Annotated in this window: 20 protein-coding genes; 15 read left to right on the top strand and 5 right to left on the bottom strand. The window is 62.3% G+C overall.

Annotation, left to right across the window (positions count from 1 at the left end; genetic code table 11):
* Positions 1–317 precede the first annotated feature (317 nt).
* The 4 genes from H585_RS0107480 (at position 318) to H585_RS0107465 (ending at position 7,047) form a co-directional block, all read left to right on the top strand.
* A complete protein-coding gene (locus H585_RS0107480) occupies positions 318–2,999 on the top strand; it encodes a TIGR03960 family B12-binding radical SAM protein (RefSeq protein WP_027367370.1) in 2,682 nt (893 codons plus the stop codon).
* 262 nt (positions 3,000–3,261) lie between these two features.
* Entirely contained in the window at positions 3,262–3,531 is a 270-nt protein-coding gene (locus H585_RS0107475; protein ID WP_014260049.1) for a hypothetical protein, read from the top strand.
* A 154-nt stretch (positions 3,532–3,685) separates the two neighbouring features.
* Entirely contained in the window at positions 3,686–6,352 is a 2,667-nt protein-coding gene (locus H585_RS0107470; RefSeq protein WP_027367369.1) for a M16 family metallopeptidase, read from the top strand.
* A 320-nt stretch (positions 6,353–6,672) separates the two neighbouring features.
* Positions 6,673–7,047, top strand: coding sequence for a response regulator (locus tag H585_RS0107465; RefSeq protein ID WP_027367368.1), 375 nt, complete (start codon positions 6,673–6,675; stop codon positions 7,045–7,047).
* Between the two features lie 7 nt (positions 7,048–7,054).
* On the opposite strand, the gene H585_RS0107460 is transcribed toward H585_RS0107465, so the two are convergent.
* Both H585_RS0107460 and H585_RS0107455 read right to left on the bottom strand, forming a co-directional pair.
* Positions 7,055–7,333, bottom strand: coding sequence for a hypothetical protein (locus H585_RS0107460; RefSeq protein ID WP_027367367.1), 279 nt, complete (start codon positions 7,331–7,333; stop codon positions 7,055–7,057).
* Positions 7,334–7,447: 114 nt separating this feature from the next.
* Positions 7,448–9,892 (bottom strand): GGDEF domain-containing protein, encoded by a 2,445-nt coding sequence (locus H585_RS0107455; protein ID WP_027367366.1) that lies wholly within the window; start codon positions 9,890–9,892, stop codon positions 7,448–7,450.
* A gap of 147 nt (positions 9,893–10,039) precedes the next feature.
* Here H585_RS0107455 and H585_RS0107450 point away from each other — a divergent pair, with 147 nt between their 5' ends.
* From H585_RS0107450 to H585_RS0107430, 5 genes are all read left to right on the top strand, one after another.
* On the top strand, positions 10,040–10,558 hold the full coding sequence (locus H585_RS0107450) for a nitroreductase family protein (RefSeq protein WP_005987462.1): 519 nt from the start codon (positions 10,040–10,042) through the stop codon (positions 10,556–10,558).
* A 1-nt stretch (position 10,559) separates the two neighbouring features.
* Positions 10,560–11,186, top strand: a complete 627-nt coding sequence (locus H585_RS0107445; RefSeq protein ID WP_027367365.1) for an MBL fold metallo-hydrolase — start codon at positions 10,560–10,562, stop codon at positions 11,184–11,186.
* A 147-nt stretch (positions 11,187–11,333) separates the two neighbouring features.
* A complete protein-coding gene (locus H585_RS23815; RefSeq protein ID WP_272941422.1) occupies positions 11,334–11,465 on the top strand; it encodes a hypothetical protein in 132 nt (43 codons plus the stop codon).
* Positions 11,466–11,475: 10 nt separating this feature from the next.
* Entirely contained in the window at positions 11,476–12,081 is a 606-nt protein-coding gene (locus H585_RS0107435) for a flavodoxin family protein (protein WP_027367364.1), read from the top strand.
* Between the two features lie 28 nt (positions 12,082–12,109).
* Positions 12,110–12,952, top strand: coding sequence for a ComF family protein (locus tag H585_RS0107430; protein WP_027367363.1), 843 nt, complete (start codon positions 12,110–12,112; stop codon positions 12,950–12,952).
* Between the two features lie 131 nt (positions 12,953–13,083).
* Here the strand turns inward: H585_RS0107430 and H585_RS0107425 are convergent, their stop codons facing one another.
* Positions 13,084–13,650, bottom strand: a complete 567-nt coding sequence (locus tag H585_RS0107425) for a cysteine hydrolase family protein (RefSeq protein ID WP_027367362.1) — start codon at positions 13,648–13,650, stop codon at positions 13,084–13,086.
* A 48-nt stretch (positions 13,651–13,698) separates the two neighbouring features.
* Positions 13,699–14,805, bottom strand: a complete 1,107-nt coding sequence (locus H585_RS0107420) for a beta/alpha barrel domain-containing protein (protein WP_027367361.1) — start codon at positions 14,803–14,805, stop codon at positions 13,699–13,701.
* Positions 14,806–15,008: 203 nt separating this feature from the next.
* Between H585_RS0107420 and rplU the strand changes: the two genes are divergently transcribed.
* The 6 genes from rplU to H585_RS0107390 all read left to right on the top strand — a co-directional run bounded on the left by rplU (position 15,009) and on the right by H585_RS0107390 (position 19,925).
* On the top strand, positions 15,009–15,320 hold the full coding sequence (gene rplU / locus H585_RS0107415) for a 50S ribosomal protein L21 (RefSeq protein ID WP_005987475.1): 312 nt from the start codon (positions 15,009–15,011) through the stop codon (positions 15,318–15,320).
* 15 nt (positions 15,321–15,335) lie between these two features.
* Positions 15,336–15,605, top strand: coding sequence for a 50S ribosomal protein L27 (gene rpmA / locus H585_RS0107410; RefSeq protein WP_005987478.1), 270 nt, complete (start codon positions 15,336–15,338; stop codon positions 15,603–15,605).
* Positions 15,606–15,697: 92 nt separating this feature from the next.
* The gene (locus H585_RS0107405; RefSeq protein ID WP_027367360.1) at positions 15,698–16,294 is read left to right on the top strand and encodes an NAD(P)H-dependent oxidoreductase; all 597 of its coding nucleotides are present in this window, start codon (positions 15,698–15,700) and stop codon (positions 16,292–16,294) included.
* Positions 16,295–16,303: 9 nt separating this feature from the next.
* A complete protein-coding gene (obgE, locus tag H585_RS0107400; protein ID WP_027367359.1) occupies positions 16,304–17,548 on the top strand; it encodes a GTPase ObgE in 1,245 nt (414 codons plus the stop codon).
* 251 nt (positions 17,549–17,799) lie between these two features.
* A complete protein-coding gene (proB, locus tag H585_RS0107395) occupies positions 17,800–18,957 on the top strand; it encodes a glutamate 5-kinase (RefSeq protein ID WP_027367358.1) in 1,158 nt (385 codons plus the stop codon).
* 386 nt (positions 18,958–19,343) lie between these two features.
* Positions 19,344–19,925 carry a TorD/DmsD family molecular chaperone gene (locus H585_RS0107390; RefSeq protein ID WP_027367357.1) on the top strand — a complete coding sequence of 194 codons (582 nt, stop codon included), beginning with the start codon at positions 19,344–19,346 and terminating at the stop codon, positions 19,923–19,925.
* A gap of 109 nt (positions 19,926–20,034) precedes the next feature.
* Here H585_RS0107390 and H585_RS0107385 read toward each other — a convergent pair whose 3' ends face one another.
* Positions 20,035–22,449, bottom strand: a complete 2,415-nt coding sequence (locus H585_RS0107385; RefSeq protein ID WP_027367356.1) for a methyl-accepting chemotaxis protein — start codon at positions 22,447–22,449, stop codon at positions 20,035–20,037.
* Positions 22,450–23,148 lie beyond the last annotated feature (699 nt).

The following is a 23,148-nucleotide window of genomic DNA, read 5'->3' as shown; positions in this document are numbered from 1 at the left end:
TCGCAAAGTGTCCTTGGGCCAAGGGCGATAATTTGGTATAGTATTTGTTCAAGGCGCGGTTCGGCGCGAGGGGATGCGCGCCGCGTGTCCGCCTCTTTTGACGAAACAAAGCCAATGGCTTGGTCCGCCTTAGAGCCCCAAGGCATGGAGGCTTAAGGGCCGCACATTTCGAGCGCCTGCGCCCGCTTCCCCGAGGCGTGATAAAGGCCTGCCGGTGCAGCGCCCCGGGCCGCCATGCGGGAGGTCCGGGGGGACGAGTTCCCCCGGCGAGGTGCGGGGCAGCGCCCTGCTTCATACCACACAAACCCGGATATATAATGCGCGAACTCCTTCCGCTCCTGCAGCGGCCTAGCCGCTACATAGGCACCGAGTGGGGCTCGGTGCGCAAGGACCCGTCCCAGGTCACCGCCCGCCTGGCCCTGGCTTTCCCGGACCTGTACGAAGTGGGCATGTCCTACCTCGGGCAGAAGATCCTGTATTCCCTGGTCAACAATCGGACCGAGTTCTGGGCCGAGCGCGTGTACAGCCCGGACGCCGAGGCCGCGGCCGTGCTGCGTGAGCATAAGGTTCCCCTGGCCACGCTGGAGTCGGACACGCCGCTGGCGCAGCTCGACGCCGTGGCCTTCCACGTCACGCACGAGCTCTGCTACACAAACGTGCTGTTCATGCTTGACCTGGCAGGCATCCCGTTGCGGGCCGAGGAGCGAGACGAACGCCACCCGCTGGTCATGGCCGGCGGCGGCTGTGCCTTCAACGCCGAGCCCCTGGCTCCGTTCATGGATGTCCTGGTCCTGGGCGACGGCGAGGCCGTGTTGTGCGAGATACTGGAAGTCATCGCCACGGCCAAGCGCGAAGGGTTGGCCAAGCGCGAGCTGCTCCTGCGGCTCAAGGACTTGCCGGGCGTGTACGTGCCCGCCTTTTTCGAATTTCAGGGTCCGGGCAAGCCGCTCAAGCCGCTGATAGCCGGCTATGAACGCGTGGACAAGGCCGTTATGTCCGACCTGAACCAGGCCGAATTCCCGTTGCAGCCCATCATGGCCCTGGGCCAGGCCGTACACGACCGGCTGACCGTGGAGATCGCGCGCGGTTGCACACGCGGCTGCCGTTTCTGCCACGCAGGCATGGTCTACCGTCCCGTGCGCGAGCGCGGCCTGGACCGGCTGGACGAAATCATCGGCACCAGTCTGGCCGGCACGGGTTACGAGGAAATCTCCTTCCTGTCCTTGTCCACAGGCGACTACTCAGCCCTGGACGGCCTCTTCGAGCAGAGTTTCGAGCGCTGCATGAGCGAGCAGGTATCCATCTCGCTGCCCTCGTTGCGCGTGGGCTCCATCTCGGGGCGGCTCATGGGGCTCATGTCGCGCATCCGGCGCACGGGCGTGACGCTCGCCCCTGAGGCCGGCAGCCAGCGGTTGCGCGACGTCATCAACAAGGGCGTGAGCGAACAGGATTTGATGGACCACGTGCGCCGGCTGTTCGAGAACGGCTGGCAGCAGGTCAAACTGTACTTCATGATCGGCCTGCCCACGGAGACCGAGGAGGACATTCGGGCCATCCTGGATCTGTGCCGCAAGGTCGAAGCGCAGGGCAGGGGCACCAAACGGCTGCAGGTCACGGCCGCCGTTTCGCCCTTCGTGCCCAAGCCGCACACTCCCTTCCAGTGGGAACGCCAAGCCTCGCTCAAGGAGATCCAGGGCAAGATCGCCTTGCTCAGGGAGATCATGCGGCCCTACAAGCGCATCAAGCTGCGCTGGCACGAGCCGGACATGAGCCTTTTGGAAGGCGTGTTCTCGCGCGCGGGCCGCGAGCTTGCGCCCGTGGTGGAGCGCGCCTACCGCAAGGGCGCGTTGTTCACGAGCTGGGTAGATCATCTGGATCTGGACAAATGGCTGGAGACGCTGGAGGAGGAGGGCCTTACGGCCGGGGACTTCCTGCGTGAACGCGGCGAGGACGAGCCCCTGCCCTGGGACCACCTCAATCCCGGCGTGACGAAGAAATTTTTGCTGACCGAGCGTAAGAGGGCAGGGGAAGCCAAGATCACGCCCGACTGCCGCTATGACGCCTGCCGCAATTGCGGCGTTTGCGCCTTTCAGGGCCGCACATCGTCCCTGGCCCAGATCAAGGACGCGGAGCTACGGCCCCTACTCGTATTCCCGGAGCGTGACCAGGCACCCGAGGGCCATGATGTCCCCATGCCGGACGAAGTCCCTGAAGTTTGCGGAGCTTCCGAACCGGCCGCCGTAGACGCCGATGCGACATCGACGCCCGCTGCCTCCGGCCAGGGCTCCAAGCCTTGGGTCAGGCCCAAACCGCCAATTGTGGCCGAGGACCTCACCCGCCGCGCTGGCCACTTCCGCATCTGGTTCGCCAAGACCGGCCCGGCGGCTTGGCTGTCAACCCTTGAGCTGCAGGCAGTGTTCGAGCGCTGCCTGCGCCGTGCCGGCATCAAGCCGTCCTTTTCCCAGGGCTTCCACCCGCTGCCGCTCGTCTCCTTTGGCAGGGCCTTGCCCGTGGGCGTGGAGAGCCGGGTGGAGTGGATCAACCTGTTTACCAGCAAGCCCTATGAACCCGAGCAACTGGAACGGCTGCTTGGGCCGGCCCTGCCCGAGGGCTTGAGCCTGACCCGCGTGGAGCGGCTGTCCATGGGCCGCAAGCAGCCCCAAGCAGTGATCGAGGAATACGAGGTCATCTATACCGGGCCAGGGGAGCGCGCCGACGAGTTCCGCCGGGCCTGGGAGGCCTTTGCAGCGGCCGAGAGCTTCCCCGTGGTGCGCGAGACCAAGCGGGGACACAGCTCCATGGACCTGCGCAAGGTCGTCAGCGTGCTTGACGTGGGCGAGGGATGGGCGCGCTTGTCCTGCGACTGGAGCGAACGCTACGTGAGCCCTTTGTTCGCCGTGCGCGAGGTGCTGTCGGGCTTGCCGCCCACGCAGTGGCGCGTGACCAAGACTGCCCAGCATTTCGGGGAATCCGACCAGGGTGCGCATGCGGATGTTTGATGAGCCGGTCAGGGCGCATCCTCGGCGGGTTACGTCCAGGAATGCGGACTCCTGCGGAATGAAGCTTGCGCGACTGCTGCGCGGCAGTGACAACGCAGGGGAACCGGCTTTATCCTGGAGCAGCCTTGCCACAAGTTTCCGGGCCTGCTATGACGGGATACCCGTGCATTCCTCGGGGTGGATCGTCTGTCGGCGCGGCATGAGGAGCCCCGCGGAGAATCGCCGACTTCCCGTTTCGCACAGCACAGTCAAGGAGGCGCACATGAGCGTGGATCCCAAGGCCCTGGAAGGCAAGATCAAGCAGCTCTACCCGGAGATCGACCAATACGGCATCGACATGAGCAGCCACTGGGACGACGTGACCAAAGCCTGGATGATCCGGCTTGCCAAGGGCGGCAACACCTTGGAAACGCACATCGAATCCCAGGACGCCGAGGATTGCCTGAGCGGCACCAAGTGCGTCTATCTAAATACGCAACTGTCGCGCTTCGTGGAAGCCTACTGCCTGCGAGGCGACAAGTCCTGCCAATAGCCGCGCGAACAGCCGGTCAAAGCGAGGGGGAACAGCCCCCTCGCTTTTTTTTGCCAAGCGTCCACCGGTCCGGCATGGGCCGGGCAATCATTGACAGCTCCCTTCGTGTGGGTAGTACAGCATTAGTCTTATTCTAAGGAGGATAGAGTGGCTCATGAAAATACTAGCAATCGTTTCTCTGCTTGTGGTGCTGACCATGGCAACCGTGGGTAGTGTCCAGGCCCAAGGAGGCAAACAGGTAACGCCGCTGCCAGAAACCGGGGCGGCCGCCGAACCCCGGATCGCGGTGCTCGAAAATGGGCTGACCGTGCTCGTTTTGGAGGATGAGCGTTTCCCGCTGGCTTCGGTGCGGCTCTACGTGCGCACGGGCTCGGCCTATGAGGACCCGGCCCAAGCCGGCATCAGCCACGTGCTGGAGCACATGGTCTTCAAGGGCACGGCCAAGCGCAAGCCCGGCGAGATCGCCGCGACCATCGAGGGGGTGGGCGGCTACCTGAACGCGGCCACCAGTTTCGACTACACGGTCTACTACGTGGACGTGCCCTCGGATCAGTGGCGTCTGGGCCTGGATGTGATCCAGGACATGACCTTCGGCGCGCAAGTCGATCCGACCGAGTTGGAGCAGGAGAAGAACGTGGTCCTGTCCGAGCTGGTGCGTGGCGAGGACAATCCGAGCCAGCTTCTGTTCAAGACCGTGCAGGGCATGGTCTGGGACGGCTCCACCTACGGCTGGCCCATCATCGGCACGCGCGAGAGCGTGTCTTCGCTCACTCGCCAGGGCATCAAGGACTACATACACGACCGCTACCAGCCGCAATCCATGCTGCTCGTGGTGGTAGGCAAGGTGGATGCCAAGGATGTGTTGGCCGAAGCCAAGCGCGTCTACGGCGGCCTGACCAACGACCGCCCGGTGACCCCGCCCCAGCCTTTCCCGTTGCAGGCCAAGGGTCCTGGGCCGCAGGTCAAGGTCATGCCCGGCGAATGGAACAAGGCCTATCTGTCCATCGCGTTCCCCATTCCCGGCCTGCACTCGGATGAAACCGTGGGCTTGGACGTCTTCGCGCAGATGCTGGGCGGCGACCGGACTTCTCTCCTGTACAAGCGCTTCAAGTACGACAAGCGCCTGGTGGACGAGATATCCGCCTTCTCCATGACGCTCGAGCGCGGAGGACTGCTGTACGTCTCGGCCACCCTGGACGTGGACAAGGTCGCCACCTTCTGGCGCGAACTCGTGGATACCTTCGCGAAACTGGATGCCGCCGACTTCAGCGACACGGAACTGGCCAGGGCTCAGCTCAATCTGGAGGACAGCCTATTCCAGGCCAAGGAGACCATCTCGGGCCTGGCGTCGAAAGTGGGCTACTTCCAGTTCTTCGAGGGCAGCGTGGTGGAGGCCGAGGAGAACTATCTCTACAGCCTGCGCAACGTGAACAAACCGCAGATCCAGGGCTTGCTGGACGCCTATTTCCAGCCCGACAAGCTCGCGTCCGTGCTGCTCACGCCCGCTGGCGCGCAGGTCGATGCCAAGGCAATGGAAAAGACCGTGGCGGAAAGCTGGCCGCGCGCCGAGACCCAGAAAGCCAAGCTCATGGAAACCTTGGCGGCCGAAGCCGAAGTCATCCAGGTGGGCCCGCACGCGTTGGTGCTCCTGCCCGACGCGACCCTGCCCTACACGGCCTTCAGCCTGTCCTGGCCCGGCGGCGACGGGCTCATCACGCCCGAGCGGGCCGGTCTCACGGAATTGACCTCCAAGGTGCTCACCCGCGGAACCAAGGATCTTTCGGCACCAGAGATTCAGGAGTACCTGTCGGATCGGGCGGCATCCATGGCGGCCGCGGCCGGACGGGAGACGTTCTCCTTGTCGGCCAAGTATCCGAGCCGCTTCGAGGCGGACATGCTTAAGCTCATCAAGGACGTGCTCACCGCGCCGGCCATGTCCCAGGACGAGCTTGAGCGGGCCAGGGACGAGATCCTGGCCGAGATCAAACAGCGCGAGGACCAGCCCACGGGGTTGGCTTTCCGGCACATGTTCCCCTTCCTGTTCACGGGTCAGGGCTACGGCATCTTTCATCAGGGCACGCCCGAAACACTGGCCGCGTTGAAACGGCAGGACATTCGCGCCTATTGGCAGGAGCAGGCTCGCCAGCCCTTTGTGCTGGCCGTGTGCGGAACATTCGATCGCCAGCGCATCGTGGATCTCGCCAAGAGCTTGCAGAAATCCCTGAAAGCTCCGGAAACCGCTTTCAGCTACGCCGCGCCGCAATGGAACAGCGATCGCACCCTGGATCTCAAGCTGCCGGGCCGCAACCAATTGCACATCCTGCGCGTGTTCCCCATCCCCGGTGAGGGCCATGCCGACTCGGCCGGGCTGGAACTCATGCGCGCGGCGCTGGCCGGTCAGAGCGGCATCCTGTTCCGCGATCTGCGCGACAAGCAGGGCCTGGGCTACACAGTGACCGCTTTCACCTGGCAGGCTCCCAACGTGGGCTTCATGGCTTTCTACATCGGCACCGATCCAGCCAAGAGAGAGCAGGCCTTGGCCGGCTTCGACCAGGCTATCGCCAACCTGCAGAAGCAGCCCTTGCCGCAGGAGGAGCTGGCGCGGGCCAAGAACCTCCTGTGGGGCGATTACTACCGCGACCACCAGAGCCTGCTGGCCCGCAGCCGTGAGGCCGCCGGCCTCAAGGTCAAGAGCCTGGATCTCGATTACAACCACGAGCTCATCGGCAAGGCGCAGCAGCTTACGCCCGAGGACATCCGCAGCCTTGCCCGCAAGTACCTGCGCATGGATGACTCGTATCTCGTGATCGTACAGCCTTAGCTACTGCCAGAGAACTCTCGCTACGAGAATACATCACGTCAGGGGAGGCGGCGGACCGCTTCCCCTGACGTTGTTTCGTGGGCAAGAGAACACCGGTCAGTTTAGAACCCGTACACGAAACCGCATGCAGAATTCTCTGTCGGAATACAACGATTGGAGGAAAGCTGTTCAAGAATAATAACGGATAAAATTACTCGTTATTATTGACAGATACTTCGCAATGCGTATTGTGCGGCGTAGTTTGGTGGACCAAAGGTGTGGCAAGTATAATAGGCATTCTGCCGCACCGTTCCCTTCCGCCTACAGGGAGGACGAGCGCCGTGTCAGACAAGCCAGTGTGCTTCGTCATCGAAGACGAGCCCATCTATGTGGCGATCATCACGGAGGTCTTGGAGAAGATGAACTACCAAACAGTCGCGGCGCATAGCGAGAAGGAGGCCATGAGCCTCTTGCCGCGTATCGATCCAGCGCTCATCGTGGTGGACATGCATCTGCACGGCCGCCCACGGGGACTGGAAATCATCCGCATCATCCGGGGCAGAAGCAAACGGCTTGGCAGCGTGCCCATCATCGGCGTTTCGGCCGCGGACCTTTGCGATCTGCGGCCGGTGGGTGGGAACGCGGAAATGAACGCTTTCGTGTCCAAGCTGCACTTGGTGCAAGGCCTGGCCGAAGCAGTGCAAAAAGTGGCCTGAGCCGGAGCTATTTGCCTTCCTTGATGATGAGCCGGGCCACTTCGGGGTCGTAGGCCTTGTCCGGGTCAAACGCCTGGGGACCGCCCTGGGACGGGCCTTTCTTTTTGAAGAGTTCCTTGGCCCGCTTCACCGCCCCGTATGGAACCCAGCCGTGGTCTTCCCACAGCTGGGCATCGTTGGCGTTCCACATGCGGAACCACAAGGTCCCTTCCTCTTCCTTCACGTACATGCGCACATGCTTATTTTGCGGAAAGGGGTAGTAGAAAAGCCCCTTGTCATCTTGCATCGTTCACTCCTGTTTCACTCATTACAGTGACCTCGGCTGGTGAGCCTTGGCAGAGGATGCGCCAGCCCTCGGCGATACGGCGGCGCCCATTGCGTTATGCTGGATTAGCCCGGATTACAGGCTCTCGGCGCGTTCCATGGCCTTGCGGGCCTCGTCGGGCTTTCCGCATGCTTCCAGGGCCTGGGCCAGAAGCCTCCAATACTGGGCTTTGTCCGGCTTGAGGGTCACGCTTTGGCGAGCCAGGGTCTCGGCGATTTCCGGGTCTTCGCCGGCCTCCAGGTAGAGCTTGGCCATGAGGTGCACGGCCATGGCGTCATAGGGGTTGAGGATGAGCGCCTGGTGCAGGTTCTCGCGCGCTTCCTCGAAGCGGCCCTCGGCCAGGTCGAGTCTGGCCAGGTGGCGCATGGTCAGTATGCGGCCGATTTTGGTCTCGGATGCCCGCAGGTAGTACTCGCCGGCCGTGGGCAGATCGTTGTCGCGCTCGGCCAGTTGGCCCAGGCGGATGAGGCTGTAAACATGGCCGGGCTTGAGCTTCAGGCAGCGCTCGAAGGCCGCGCGCGCCCGCTCGAACTCGCCCAGGCGCAGGGAGGTCGTGCCCAGGTTGTATGCGGCCATGAGGTCCTCGGGATGCTTGGCAGCAACGCTTTCGAACAGTGTCAGGGCCTGCTCGGGCCGGCCCAGCCGGGCGTAGCAAATGCCCAGGGAGTTGGCCGCGAGGTGGTTCTCCTGGTCGGCCAGCAGCGAACGCTTGTACTCCTCCACGGCCGCGTACAGATCGCCCTGGGCGAAATGACGGTCGGCGCTCACGTTGAGCGATATGCTGTCGAACATGGCCACCATGGGCTGGGGCAGCATGAGCGCGTGGTCCAACGCCTTGCGGCAGTTCTCGACTATCTCGGCCTTGGTGTAGGCCAGGAACGGGTAGCTGGCCAAGCCCGCGGCGAGGATCAGCCCCAGGCGTTCCTGGGCGGCTGTGACCAGCTCGGTGAAGCGCTCCACGTGCGCTTTCGGAGGCTGGCCAGGCAGATAATAGCAGATGCTGTTCAGGCTGTAGCGGCCGGCCAGCACATCGGCGCCGAAAAGGTCCCGGCTCAGTTCGGCCACCTCGCGCACGTGCGTGTCGACTTCCTTGAGGAAGGCGGAAGGTTGCAGGCTGCGTTGCTCGCCGGCCGTGATGCGCACCAGGGCCAAGGTGAAGCTCTCCGCGTCCAGGCGAGCCTGGGCAAAGGACTCCATGAATCCCCGATAGGCGTGCAGGCCCGTGAGCAAGTCCGGGCTGGCTGCGCCGGAAGCCGTAGCGCCATCGCCGGGCAGCGTGTCGGCCTTGGGCACCAGCGTCAGCCGGTCGCCCGGAGCGATTGGCCAAGCCGCGTCGCTCATGTGCAGCACGTCGGCGAAGGCCATGTCCTCCTGGACTTCCACGAGCATGACCTCGCCCTTGTACATGGCCGGATAGCGGCCCGTGAGCCGTTCGCCGTCGCCGGAGGTGACCTCGGCTTCGCGGTCCCACTCGCGGCTGGCCACCAGGAAGCGCATGCCCTCCTGCGCGTCCACGCGCCGACCCAGGCTTACGCTCAGGCGGTTGAGCGGCAGGATCTCCAGCACGTTGCCGCCATCGGCCAGAATGCGCTCGAAGGCAAAGCTGCGGCTGCGGCCGTGGGCCTTGGCCGTGGCCAAGGCCTTGCGCGCCTTGCGCAGCAGGATGCGCGCGCGCTCGGGCACGGCTTGGCGCAGCTGGCTGCCGCGCAGGTCGGCAGGGTAGTTGGCGCTGCCGATGCTCACCGTGAGCGCGAGCTGCTCGCCCGTGAGGGGATCCTCGAAAATTTTGCCGGCTACGGCCCGCTGGATGCGTTCGGCGAGGCGCTGGCAGGCTGAGGGCGAGGCGTCGGGGCAGAGCAGGGCGAACTGGTCCTCGCCGATGCGCCCGGCGATGCTCGGGTCCGGGCACAGCTCCTTGAGCAGCTTGCCCAGTTCGGCCAAGCACTGCTCGCCGAAGGTGTAGCCGCAGGCGTCATTGATGCGCTGGAAATGATCCACGTCCATCACCAGCAGGCCGCAGCGGCCGCTGAAGGGCGTAAGCGCCGTATCGGGTCCAACGTCCTCTTCGGGCAACATGCAGTTCTGGATGAGCTCGATCTCGCGTTCCAGAGCGTGCAGGAAGGCCGAGGAGTTGAACAGGCCGGTCAGGGGGTCGGAGATGCCGGCTCTGTAAAGCAGGAGCTTGTCCAGCACCAGTTCGCCGATCTGGGTCAGCAGGTGCGGCAGGACTTGAGGCGCGGGCAGGGCCACGCCCTTGGCCACGAAGACGCCGAGCACGTCGCCGCCCGAGGACAGGGGCAGGAACAGGCGTTGTTCGTCCGGCAGGTACAGGGCCTCGCCCCGCGCTGGATCGAAGGAACGGCTCTTCCAAGCTGCTTCGGCCTGTGATCCCGAGTGGGGGAAGTATAGGCTATAGGAAGTGAAAGCAACGAACTCGGAGAGTTCGTCCTTGATGAAGTGCTCCCAGCGCACGAGATCGCGCTTGGTCAGCCTTACTTTATCCGCCCGGAGCAGATTCATGTCGGTTCTCATGAGCCAGATCACTTACAGTGTCAGGTGTGTTTACACAAGCGTCCCGAATGGGATCGCCAGATACGGAAAGGTGTTGCCGCGCCCGTTGACTCCAGGTTAACCTATATGAATCATTTCGAAGCGAAGGAGGAGCGCATGGAACGGCAAAATCCTGTCCTTACCGCCATCCGCGAACGTCGCAGCGTGCGCAGGTACACGGGCGATCCGGTGACGCGCGAGGAGCTTCTGCGCATACTCGAAGCCGGCCGTTGGGCGCCCAGCGGGCTAAATAATCAGCCTTGGCGCTTTCTGGTGATCCAGGCCGGCGACGCCCGCCAGGAAGCTTTGGCCTCATGCAGCAAGTATGCGCCCATCCTGCGCTCCGCCTCGGCCTTGATCTGTGTATTCCTGGACCGCGAGGCCATGTACCACGAGGCCAAGGACCATCAGAGCGCGGGCGCGTGCATCCAGAACATGTTGCTGGCCGCGCATGCCCTGGACTTGGGCGGGGTGTGGCTCGGAGAGATCATCAACCACTCGCCGCAAGTCATGGACGCGCTGTCTCTGGATTCGCGGCTTTTGGAGTTGCAGGCGGTCATCGCCCTGGGACGGCCGGCGCATCCTGGCGTGTCCTCGCGAAAGGAATTGGCAGAACTGCTTTTGGAGGAATTATAGCATGCGTGTGACGTCCTTCGCTCTCGGACCGCTGGAAACCAACGCCTATGTCGTGGACAACGCAGGCCGCGCCCTGGCTATCGATCCGGGCGGCGACCCGCGGGAGATCCTCGACTTCCTGCGCGACGAGAAGCTGAGCCTGGAAACCATCCTGGCCACGCATCTGCACTTTGATCACATCTTCGGCAACTCGGTTCTGGCCAAGGCCACGGGCGCGCCGATCATGGCCAGCCGAGCCGACGAGTTTTTGCTGGACACGCCAGTGGGCGGCGGCGGGTTCATGGGCTTTCCCAAGGTTCCAGACTTCGAGTTCACTCCTCTGGAGGAAGGCCCCGCGGAGTTCATCGGCCTGGCCTGCCATGTGTTGGCCACTCCCGGCCACACGCCCGGCAGCCTGTCTTTCCATTTCCCCCAGGGACGTTCCGTATTCGTGGGCGATCTGCTGTTCTACCGCTCCGTCGGCCGCACGGACTTTCCGGGCGGAAGCCTGGAGGCCCTCAAGCGCTCGGTGCGCGACAAGATATTCAGCCTGCCCAAGGAGACCGTGGTCTATTCGGGCCACGGCCCGGAGACGAGCGTGGGGGATGAGGAGTTGAACAACCCTTTTTTGTCCGCCTTCGCCGATTGACCTGCGCACGGAAGTCGGTCAGAATCCTTGTGAAAATCGGAACACAAGGAGAGCGCCATGGCCGGGAGCATATTCCTCGACCTGCGCGAGAAGTGTTGAGGGGTCGGACTGGAGATAGGTTGGTATCTCCGTTTCGGTCGGGTCGACGTGGTGGAAGCCTTGGTCCAGGACAAGGCCGTGCGCCAGATCCAGGCGCATCTGGCTCCGGACATGGGCTGGAACCTGACTTCCGAGCCGCGCGAAGGCCACATGCTGGTGCGCCTGACGCGGACGGCCTGAGGGTATTGCCGTGACAGCGCCGCCCGTAATCTTCCGCTGCAGCCCGCGCCAGGGCGGCAACAGCGACATGGCGGCGCGAATGTTCCTGGCGGGATTGCGCCAGGCGGGCGGCGATGCGCGCGAAGTGCGCCTTGCCGACTATGCCATCGAGCCTTGCCTCGGCTGCGGGGCCTGCCGCCGTTCACCAGGCCGGCGTTGCGTGCTGGCCGACAGGGACCAGGCCGAGGAGCTGTTCGGCCTCCTGCTCACAGCGCCCTTCGTATTGTTCGCCTCGCCCATCTATTTTTACCATCTGCCCGCGCACTTCAAGGCCTTCATCGACCGCAGCCAGTCCTACTACGAGAAGGGCATGGCCCTGGACCCGTCCATCACCGGCTTGCCCCGGCGCACGGCCCACGTGATGCTGGTCGCCGGGCGGCCCACGGGCGAACGTCTGTTCGAGGGCAGCCTGCTGACCCTCAAGTACTTCCTAGTCAATTTCAAATACGCCTTGTCCGAGCCGCTGACCTTGCGCGGCAAGGATGGACCGGACGACTTGGCTGCCGATGAGGCCGCCTGCGCCCTGCTGCGCGAAAGCGGAGCGGCTGCTTGGCGGTCCTTGGATCATCCGGCTTGAGCTCGCCCCAGGACGGCTCGAATCGGCGATGAGCAGGCTGGGAAAAGAGTGGTTCGGTCTGGCGCGCCTGAACCTGGCTGGCAGGCTTGCGACCCTGCTGCGCATGTCTGGACAAGTCATGCCTGCGGCCTTCGGTCGAGCCGCAATGCGGGTTCTGAGGCTGGCCGCCGGCGTGGCGCTATTCAAAGAGCGCTGCCTTGCCTGTTATGATCTGCGCGCGACCGATTCGCCCGTCTGCGATGTCGTGCTCTGTGCTGCCTGCGCCCGCGAACTGGCCCCGCGCCTGGCCGGCTACTGCCCCAGTTGCGGCGAGCTGTACGCCCAGGCGGACGATCCGCCGCATCTGTGCGCGGAGTGTCTGCGCACGCCCAAGCCTTGGGATTCCTTCTTCTTCCATGGCCCGTATGCCGGGCTGCTCAAGGACATCCTGCTGGCCTTCAAGTTCCGCCAGGGGCTTGGCCATGCAAGACTCTTGCAAGCATTGGCTGCCGAGGCCTTCTTCCTTCGCGGCGGCTCGGGTCTGCCAGACCTGCTGGCTCCCGTGCCCTTGCATCCACGCCGCTTGGCCTGGCGCGGCTACAATCAATCTTTGGAGCTGGCCCGCGACCTGGCCCATGCGCTTGACCGGCCCCTGTGTCACTCGGCGCTCATGCGCATCCGGCACACGCCGCCCCAGGCCCGGCTGGACGCCAGAACCAGGCGCATCAACCTGCTAGGAGCCTTCCGCGCGGACGAGGCCCAGGTCGAGGGCCGCCGCGTGCTGCTGGTGGACGACATCATGACCACTGGTGCGACCATCGAGCAGTGCGCCCTGGTGCTCAAAGCGGCGGGCGCAAGCGTGGTTGACGTGCTGGTGCTGGCGCGGGCGTGAGTGTCCTACTAGACAGATTGCTTTTAAGACACCCGCTCCGGCGTTAACGGCGCAAGTGAATTGCGCCTACGCCTACACGGCGGCAAGCCATGCCGCGCATGGCTTGCAGAGCATTTTCAAAAGCAAATGCTCTACGCCGCGTGCACCCGTCCTTCCAGGTCGCCGAGCAGTTCCTTGCTGCTCAGGAATTGAGCCCCGGCCAAGCGCAGTTCCTCCACGGCCCGCTCGATGTCGCCGGTATTGCGCTCCACTCCGGCTACGCCGTCGGTGACGATGGTGACGGCAAGGCCGTGCTCGCGGGCCTGCAAGGCCGTTTCCTTGACGCAGTATTCCGTGGCCACACCGGTAATGATGAGATAATCGGCCTCCAACTCCTCGATTTTCTCGGCCACCTCGGGCTCGTCGAAACCGCGGATGTGTGTCTTCTGGATGACGAGGTCGTCCGGGGCCGGCTCCAGGCTGGAAATGATCTCGGCCCCCTTGGTGCCTTGGATGGCGTGGGGCGGCCAATCGGCCATTTCCGGATCATCCAGCGAATGCGCGTCGCAGAGATACAGGATAGGCACTCCGCGTTCGCGCAGTGTGTCGTGTACCTTGCGAATGACCGGAATGGCTTCTTGTGCGCCTGGGACATGCAACGCGCCGTCCTCGTGTACGAAGTCCACGAGCATGTCGATGATGAGCAGGGCTGGCTTCATGGTGTCCTCTTGGCTTGTGCCGCAGCGTAATTGGCCGCGCGGCTGGTTTTACAGCACTCGGCGCATATTCGGGTTGGGCAGGTAGCCGCGTCCGGTCTTGGACATTTCGCGGCCCTCGATACGTACTATGTCCGAGGTGGCATGCCAGGAATCGAATACGCCGCCGATGCCCAGGGCCTCGAACAGCCGGCCATGTTTGCGCTCGCCTTCCACGAAGGCGCGCAGCTTGTCTAATTTGCCGAAGCCGCTGGACAGGGTGATATTCACCTTTTCGAATCCTGCCTCGTCCAGGGCGCTGCGCACGGCGGCCGTGCCTTCCACTGTCACGCCCTTGCCGGCCCAGTAGCGCTCGCCTTGGGCCGGGCTGCCCTGAGCTACCAGCTCTCCGGCCGTGTCCAGGCGCACGCCGTGCAGTCGGCCGGGCATGGCCCGAGCCGTGGCCAGGGTATCGTCGATCTCCCTGTTGAAGGTATCCACCAGGGCAATGCGTTTGGCCTCGGGCTCCATGTGCCGGTCAAAAGCCAGGGTAGCCTCGACCGTGGCCCGCGCTACGCCATGGCTATGGGCATAGGTCAGCACCAGGGCATGCGGGATGGTGCCGACGCCCTTGTCCAGGCCTGCGCCGTGGGCTCCGGCGTCGGTGGAACAGGCATTCCACCCGCACTCTTCCACCAGGATGCGGCTGATCTCCGGGTCCATGGACCAGTGCCAATGGCGCGCGCCGAAGTAGATGAGCTGCTTGTCGGGGCACAGATCGCGGATGGCCCGGCCGCGATCACGCACGGCCTGCAGGTCCAAGCCGTGGGCGTTGTTCATGGTCGTGGCTGCGGAGATGACGCCCAGGTACATGGTTTCCAGCTCAACGATCTGCTGGATGGGCGCTTCGATGTGCATGAGGCTGTCGCCGGGTTGGAACTCGTTGCCTTCGGGCAGGGCGTAAACGTGAGTGCCTTGGTCGTGGCCATGGATGTGCGCATACTTGGCCAGGATGGCCACTGCCTCGTCCATGCCGCTCACGAGGCCGGGTCCCTTGCGGATGAAGACCTGATAGGTCACGCGCGGGTTCAGGTCGTCGGCTTCCAGAATGCGCTTGGCGCGCAGAAAGTAGGTGTCGGTATATGGCCTGTGGTCTGGTGGCAGGTCGAAGCTTGGCATGGCGCACCCTCGCTTGACGTTGCGGACAGGAATCCGATACTCACAGCCTATTCCAAAAGCGGGCTCGGGATCAATGCCGGGCAACATCGGATGGGAAATCAGAGCGGGCAGGCCGCTGAGAACGACAAAAAAACGCAAAGCGGCTCTTGACTTGAAGGGTGATAGGTGGCTATATCACTCGTCCCGCTTTACGGAGGAATAGCATGTACGCGATTATCGAAACCGGCGGAAAGCAGTACAAGGTCCAAGAAGGCCTTGTTTTCAGTGTGGAGAAGCTCGTGGCCGAAGCCGGCTCCGAGGTCGTCCTGGACAAGGTCCTGGCCGTGGGCAGCGGCGCTGATATGACGTTTGGCCAGCCCTACGTGCAGAGCGCCAAGGTCACTGTCGAAGTGGTCGAGCACGGCCGCGGCGAGAAGATCATCGTCTTCAAGAAGCGCCGCCGCAAGGACTCCAAGAAGACCCAGGGCCATCGGCAAGACTTCACCAAGCTGAAAGTCAAAACTATTTCCGCTTAAGGCAAGGAGCAAGCCATGGCTCACAAAAAAGCAGGCGGCAGTTCACGCAACGGCCGCGACTCGCAGGGCCAACGCCGCGGCGTCAAGCGCTACGGCGGCCAGCAGGTCCTGGCGGGCAATATCCTCGTGCGTCAGGTCGGCACCACCATTCATCCCGGCATCAATGTCGGCATGGGCAGGGATTATACCCTGTTCGCCATGGTGGACGGCGTGGTCAAGTACGAGAAGTACACCCGCAAGAACAAGGTCAAGACTAGGGTCACCATCGTCCCGGCCGAGGCCTAGAAGTTTTTTTTCGGAGTCGATTTTTAGGGTGGAAGAGCGATCTTCCGCCCTTTTTCTATTTGCCCTTTTCATAATCCGACAGGAGCTAGGTCGTGCGCGTCTCAATCATTCTCGCCCATCCCAATCCGGGTAGTCTGAACCACGGCATCGCTCAGACGGCAGCCGAGACGTTGCGCGGCATGGGGCATAAGGTCCGCCTGCGCGATCTGTACGCCGAGGGTTTCGATCCGCTGCTGCCGGCAGGTGAGATTCCGCGCGAAGCAGCCCTGCCCACGCTGGTGGACGAGCACTGCCGCGAAATTGTCGAGGCCGATGGCATCGTCGTTGTGCATCCAAACTGGTGGGGCATGCCGCCGGCCATACTTACGGGCTGGGTGGACCGGGTCATACGGCCTGGCGTATGTTATGAGTTCGTGGAGGGCGATGGCGGCGAGGGTGTGCCGCGTGGGCTGCTCAAGGCTAGGCGGGCGGTGGTCTTTAATACTTCCAATACCTTCGAGGAGCGCGAGCGGGCTGTTTTCGGCGACCCGCTGGAACGCATCTGGAAGGACTGCGTGTTCAGGCTGTGCGGTGTGACGGACGTGCACCGGCGTACTTTCGGCGTTGTCTGCGTGTCCACGCGGGAGCAGCGCGAGACTTGGCTAGACGAAGCGCGCCAGATCGTGGCCAGGCTTTTCCCCAAAGGGTAGAACAGAATCATGCGTTTTATCGATGAAGCAAGAATATCGGTTAAGGCAGGCGACGGCGGACGGGGATGTGTCTCCTTCCGGCGCGAGAAGTATGTGCCGAGGGGCGGGCCGGACGGCGGTGACGGCGGCAGTGGCGGTGATGTCATCTTTCGCGCCGAGCCTCGATTGCTCACGCTCTACGATTTCCGTCTCAAGCGGATGTACGAGGCCAAGAGAGGCCAGCACGGCATGGGCTCGCAGCGTTACGGAAAAGCCGCCGATGACCTTTATGTTGATGTGCCCGTGGGCACGCTACTGTTCGAGCTGCAGAAGGACGGCAGCGAGCGCCTGCTGGCCGATCTGTCCGAGCCTGGTCAGGAGCATGTCGTGGCCAAGGGCGGCCGTGGCGGCAAGGGCAACCTGCACTTCAAGTCCTCGACCATGCGCGCTCCACGCTTCGCTCAGCCGGGCGAGGAGGGAGAGGAGCGGACCCTGCGCATGGAGCTGAAGATCCTGGCCGACGTAGGTCTGCTTGGTTTGCCCAATGCCGGCAAGTCCACGTTCATCGCCGCCGTCTCGGCGGCCAGGCCCAAAATAGCGCCGTACCCGTTCACCACGCTCTCGCCCAACCTGGGCGTCATCGAGGACGACAAGGGCCGGCAACTGGTCATCGCCGACATCCCCGGCCTTATCGAGGGCGCTAGCGAGGGGCAGGGCCTGGGCCACAGATTTCTTAAACACGTGGAGCGTACGCGCTTCCTGGTTCACATCCTGAGCGTGGAGGAAGTCCACCTGGAGGACGAAAATCCTCTGGTGGGCTTCGAACTGCTGGACGAGGAACTGGCGGCATACGATCCCGAGCTGGGTCGCAAGCCGCAGGTTCGGGTGCTGAACAAGATCGACTTGTGGTCCGAAGAGCAGTTGCTAGCCCTTAAGCAGGCAACCAAGGCCCGAGGCGAGCAGGTCTTCCTTGTTTCGGCCCTGCGCGGTGACGGGCTGGAGGAACTGCTGGACGAAATCTGGCGCAGGGCTCAGGCCGAGTGGGCGCGCGCCGCCGAGCGTCCGGCTCCCCTGGTGCAGCCTGCGTGGCGCGCTGCCGCGTCCGGCGAGGAATCCACCGGGGAAGACGAGCGCGAGGAATTACCCTGGGTGGAGTGCCCGGCCGAACCTGGTGAAGATGGCCAGGACTGCTGCGGCGACCTGTCTGATGAAGAGGGCGAAGAAGCTGAAGAGCGTGCGGGCCAGGAGGAAGATCGTGGATCGGACGTGTCGTAGCGTTAGGCCTGCACTCCGAACCGATGTGTGAAGCACTCCGGCTTCCTTCGAGGAAGCCTGTCCCGAACTAAACGGCCAAGTAGGGTCCCTCTGGCGGGAGTAGTTTGAGGAGGGCCGCGCCTACCTCAAGTCATCCAGGGAATCTTGAAGGAACAACCTTCCCGCGTGCTTGCGCAAACGGACGTTAGCGGTTAGTGCGAAGCAACGCTGGGCGGACAAACTACATCTTTCAACGGGTGGAAAATCGGAACATGCAGGATTGGCGCGAGCACAAGCGTACTGTGTTGGAGAATGCGAAACGAGTGCTTGTGAAAGTGGGCAGCGCGGTGCTCACGGATGAGCACGGCCTGAACCTGCGGGTGGTCAACCGCCTGACGGACCAGATCGCCTCGCTGCACGACCGGGGGCAGGACGTCATCCTGGTCACCTCGGGCGCGGTTGCCGCCGGCCGGCAGGCTTTGCTGGCTTGTCCCCCCTGCGGCAAGGACATTTTTGGGCTACCGGCCAAGCAGGCCGCGGCCTCCATCGGCCAGAGCCGGCTCATGCACGAATATGATGAGGCCTTCGCTCGCTGCGGCAAGACCACTGCCCAGATCCTGCTTACCCGCGACGACTTTCAGAGTCGCCAGCGTTTCCTCAACGCTCGCAATACCTTGACCACCCTCCTGGAGTGGCGGGTCATCCCCATCATCAACGAGAACGATTCCGTGGCCGTGGCCGAGTTGGCCTTTGGTGACAACGACGCCCTGGCCAGCATGGTCCTCGGGCTGGTGGATGCGGATCTGTTCGTCAACCTGACCTCGGCCACCGGCGTGTTCGAGGCCAACCCATCCGAGAATCCCAAGGCTTGCCGACTGGAGTGCATCCAGGAGATCGCGCACCTTGACGTCGAAGCCATGTGTCATGGCAAGACCACGGTCGGCAGCGGCGGCATGTACTCCAAGCTGCTGGCCGCCAAGCGCGCGGCGCAACTGGCCGTTCCCACGCTCATCGTTTCAGGCAAGGAGCGCTATGCGTTGGAGAAGGCCATGGCCGGCGAGGACATGGGCACTTGGATCATGCCCGAGGCGCAGGCCATCCCTAGCCGCAAGTTCTGGCTGGCCTATCACTCCAAGCCCATGGGCGAGATCTGGGTGGACGAGGGCGCGGCCCGCGCCCTGCGCGAGAAAGGCAAGAGTTTGCTGCCGGCGGGCATCAGTCGCGTGGAGGGCCGCTTCGGCAAGGGTGCCCACGTGCGCATCCTCGATTGGCAAGGCCAGACCATCGGCGTAGGCGTGACCAACTACGCGGCCCAGGACCTCAAGAAAATCATGGGCCGCCGCACGGGCTCGATCGAGGAATTGCTCGGCCCCGGCCTGTACCCCGAGGTCGTGCACCGCGACAACATGCTGCTGGATCCGGCATTGTAGGAGCTGTCTTCAAAGTCCCGGAAAAGGATACTGCACTCCTCCAGCTTCTCCCGCTAGGGACACCTATCGGACCCCGCAGCTACTGGAATTTTTGAGGCCAGGCCTACTTCTCTGGCGGGTTTGCGAATACACCCACAACGCGCCAAGTCGTGGAGTTCGTTTTCTTGAAAAGCTGTCCGACCGGCCAGGTTCGTCGCCTTTAGAGCATTTTGCTTTTGAAAATGCTCTGCAAGCCATGCGTCGGCATGGCTTGCCGCTAGCTTCGGCGCAGGCGCAATTCACTTGCGCCGTCAACGCCGGAGCGGGCGTCTTAAAAGCAATCTGCTCTAGACCCAAGCTGGCTGCGTCGCTCGACAGATGGTTGCACTCAGGTTAGGTAATCATCCATGAAGGCAAAAGATTGGAATTCGCTCATCCACGAGGTCCCCGCGGATCGCCTTCTCGATGTCATGGCGGTCCTTTACCTCACGAATCCCAGCGAGGATGCGGTCAAGGTCATGTCTGGCCTGGGCGGGGATGACGAGTCTAGCGACGTGATCGACAGGGTGCGCCTTGAATATCATGATTTGTTCATTGGCTCTGAATCGGGTGCGTACATTCCTCCTTATGAATCACTCCTCCGCGAGCGGCGCATGCAGGGCGAATGCAGCGCTCAGGTGCGCGAAGTCTTTGAACGCGAGGGCTTCGATCCCGCTGAATTGGAGTGTGAGGCGCATTGGAAACTCATGTCCGCCCCTGACCACCTGGGCTTTGAGCTGGCTTTCCTTAGCGTGCTCCTGCGTAGCGCCGAACTGCCGGATGCCGAACGGGAAAGCCTGCTGGCCACGGCTCGCGCTTTCCACGGCGAGCACATCGCCACATGGGCCAGGGAGTATGGCGAACAGCTCTTGAACACCGCGAAGACAGTGACTTACAAGACCCTGGGGCGGCTGACCATGGCAGTGGCCGAGCCTGGTTTTCTTGACTGACGCGGGTTCGCTGGCATCTTAAGCAATAAGGGCCGGGAGAGGATTCAACCTCGCCCGGCCCTCTAATTATTACAAATTATACGTTCATTTCCGCACTACCCATCCCGCCTTATTCGTTCAACCCCTCGATTAGTCGCTTGAGCTCCAAGGCCTGTTTAGCCAAGTCGGATACGGCCTTGGCGGACTGGGACATGCCGTCGGCTGTCTCGGAGGATATGCGGTTGATCTCTTCCACGGCATGGTTGATTTCTTCGCTGGCCGCGGATTGCTCCTCGCTGGCCGTGGCGATGGATTGCACCTGCCCGGCCGTCGCATCGGCGATGCGTACGATCTCGTGCATGGCTTGGCCCGATTCCTCGGCCAGGCGAGTGGATCGTCCTACCGCCTCGGTCGCCGAGCGCGTGGCTTCGATGGATTTCGAAGCTCCCTGTTGAATGGAGGCAATGGCCGAGGCCACCTCTTTCGTGGCGTTCATGGTCTTCTCGGCCAGTTTGCGCACTTCGTCAGCCACGACCGCGAAGCCTCTTCCCGCGTCACCGGCGCGGGCGGCCTCAATGGCCGCGTTGAGCGCCAGCAGGTTGGTCTGGTCAGCAATGTCCTCGATGACCGTGATGATCTGGCCGATGCCATCGGCCCGCTGACCGAGTTCGCTCATGTACTGCTGCAGAGTGGCGGCCTGCCGGTCGACTTCGGAGATGGCCGCGATGACCTGACGCACCTTGGCCTCGCCTGCCGCGGCTTTCTCCTTGGCCTGGTCCGCGCTTTCGGCAGCATTGGAAGCGCTCTTGGCGACCTCAAGCACCGAGGCGTTCATCTGCTCCATGGCCGTGGCGGTTTCTCCGGCGCGACTGCTCTGGATTTCGGAGCCTCGGCTGGCCTGCTCCACCTGAGCTGAAAGCTCTTCGGCGGCAGAGGAGACGATTTCGGAGATGTGGTCGGCTTCGCGAGCCACCTGGGCGATGCGTTCGTTCTGTTGATGGATTTGCGTTTCATGCTCTTTGATGGTGGTCAGATCCACGTAGATACAGAAGCCGCCGATGATTTTACCGTCCAGGTCCGCCAGAGGTGCGATGTTGGCCAGCACATGCACGAGCCCACCCTTGTGGCCCTTGATCTGAACGTCCAGATTACGTGTAATCTCGCCGGTTTTCATGCTTTTGCCCACTACTGTCTGGCGCGTGGGATCGTTATAAAAGACTTGAGACATAAGCTCGCCGTGGTGACGTTCCGGCGGACCATCGAGCTGGAGCATGGCGAGACATTCTTTGTTGATAAACGTAATGCGCTCGCTCGTATCCACCACAAGACAGGGCGTGGTCATGCCGTCGAGAATGCCGCGGGCGTAGCCAAGCTTGTGCTTCATTTCGGCCACCATCGTACGCACGGCCTCGATGGTTTCGCCAATGGCATCCCGGCCGGAATAGTCGATGGTCGCATTGAAATTGCCTGTGGCCACTTCGCGCGTATAGGCTTCCAGACGGTGCAGCGGCTTGGCCACGGTGCGCACCACGCCCATGGCCAGCAGCGCGGCCAGGCCGAGCAGGGCCGTTGCAGCCACGGCGCTGACAATGTAAATGCGCTGCCTGGCTTTGCTGAGCAAGTCATCATCAGTGATGCCTACTACTATGTTCCAATCCCAGGGCTCGAAATAGCGAGCATAGGCCAGAGTGTGCTGGCCTTCGGAATCATAATCGACATAGCCGTTGGTGACCGAAAGAAGCCTGTCGCCAAAGGACTGATCCTCAATGCGCTTACCAACCATGCTCTCGTCGGGGTGCAGGAGAATCTCGCCTTGGGTGTTATAGACGAAAGCTTGACCCTTCCCGCCCATGCTGGCCTCGATGATGAGCTTGCGGTTCTGGGGATTCATTATGGGGCGGCCCACGTAGAGCACCGCGGCGATTTCGCCCTGGATGTCCTTGATGGGTTTGTAGGCGGTGACGTACCAGGCGTTCACCACAAAAGCCCGTCCAAGGTAGGTTTCCCCGCGCATGACAGCCTGGTAGACAGGGCTCGATTCAGGAATGTAGGTGCCCACGGCCCGATCGCCGTTGGTCTTGCGCACATTGGTGGATATGCGCAACAGCTTGCCGGGTAGGACCTGGAATACGGTGGCGGTGCCCCCCGCCATTTGCTGCACGCGATCCACGAGATGGTGGTCGTCGATGCGGTTGCCGCCGACGAACATGGACGGGACCTCGGCTGTTTCCTGAGCCTGCGTGACCTGATTGACGATGGTCATGGTCTGCGCTTGGCGCTTGTTGAGGAAAAGCAGGCCAATATTGCTCAGTTCACGTTCGAGTGTTGCGAGGTCGGCATGAACTTTTTCTTGAGTCAATTGATGTTGGATTTCAATATCTCGGTAAAGAGTGTCTCCAACGGCGCCTATTGTGGAAAGGCCCAGGTTGGTCAATGACTGGTTGGACTGCCAGAGGTTGACCGAGGTGAGTATGATAATGGAGACGATGACAACGCCGATGGTGCTTAACAGTAGCTTAGTATTGAAACTCAATGCTTTGGGCATGAGCCGAGCTCCTTTAACAAAATATATGACCTTATGGTTTGATAATTAACTTAATAATATCACAATATATTTCGAATTAGAAGTGATCGTGTACAGGAAAACATGCTTCTCTTGTAAGCCCTTAAATTAAAAACGAAAGATTAAATAAAGGTAAAGATGTCCACCAGCAAATGTTAGCTTTCAGGCGCGTGAACAATAATCTCCGTGGTGGTGAAGCCGTGTTTGCAAAGCCCAGTTGCTCTGCAGATGTGATGAAATTGCTGCTAGCGCCCGTACGGCACCATCGTGCTCATTGTCGAGAGAATGAAGGAAAAACTGTGATTGACGGGTATGATCGAAAGGCATAGAAACCACGTTCGCTCTGACGGTTGAAGCACAAGGGCTTCTTGTCCCGCGGTCGACCCGCGTCAGGGAAGCAAAGCTTCCGGTGGGTTGGCGATCACGCCCGTCGGTCTGGTGGAAAAAAGATTCCATGCGGGCTTGACGGTGAGGGCAAGAGGGCATAGATAGCTCGTCCGCCACGAGGTGGGCCAAGTCTCCGTAAGGAGAGGCGGCGGTTCTGTGAAAGCTGAATTTTTCCGTTTGGACGAAGATTCCCCGACCATATTTGAATAGGGGCTGCCCAGTGGGGTGGTCGCAAAAAAAGATTGAATGGGGAGTTGACGGCGCAAGGCAAACAGCCTAGATAGCCCGTCCGCC

It is taken from the genome of Desulfocurvibacter africanus subsp. africanus DSM 2603, assembly GCF_000422545.1.
Classification (GTDB): domain Bacteria; phylum Desulfobacterota; class Desulfovibrionia; order Desulfovibrionales; family Desulfovibrionaceae; genus Desulfocurvibacter; species Desulfocurvibacter africanus.
Note: the sequence above shows the minus strand (reverse complement) of the source record. Positions and strands in the feature narration are given on the sequence as shown.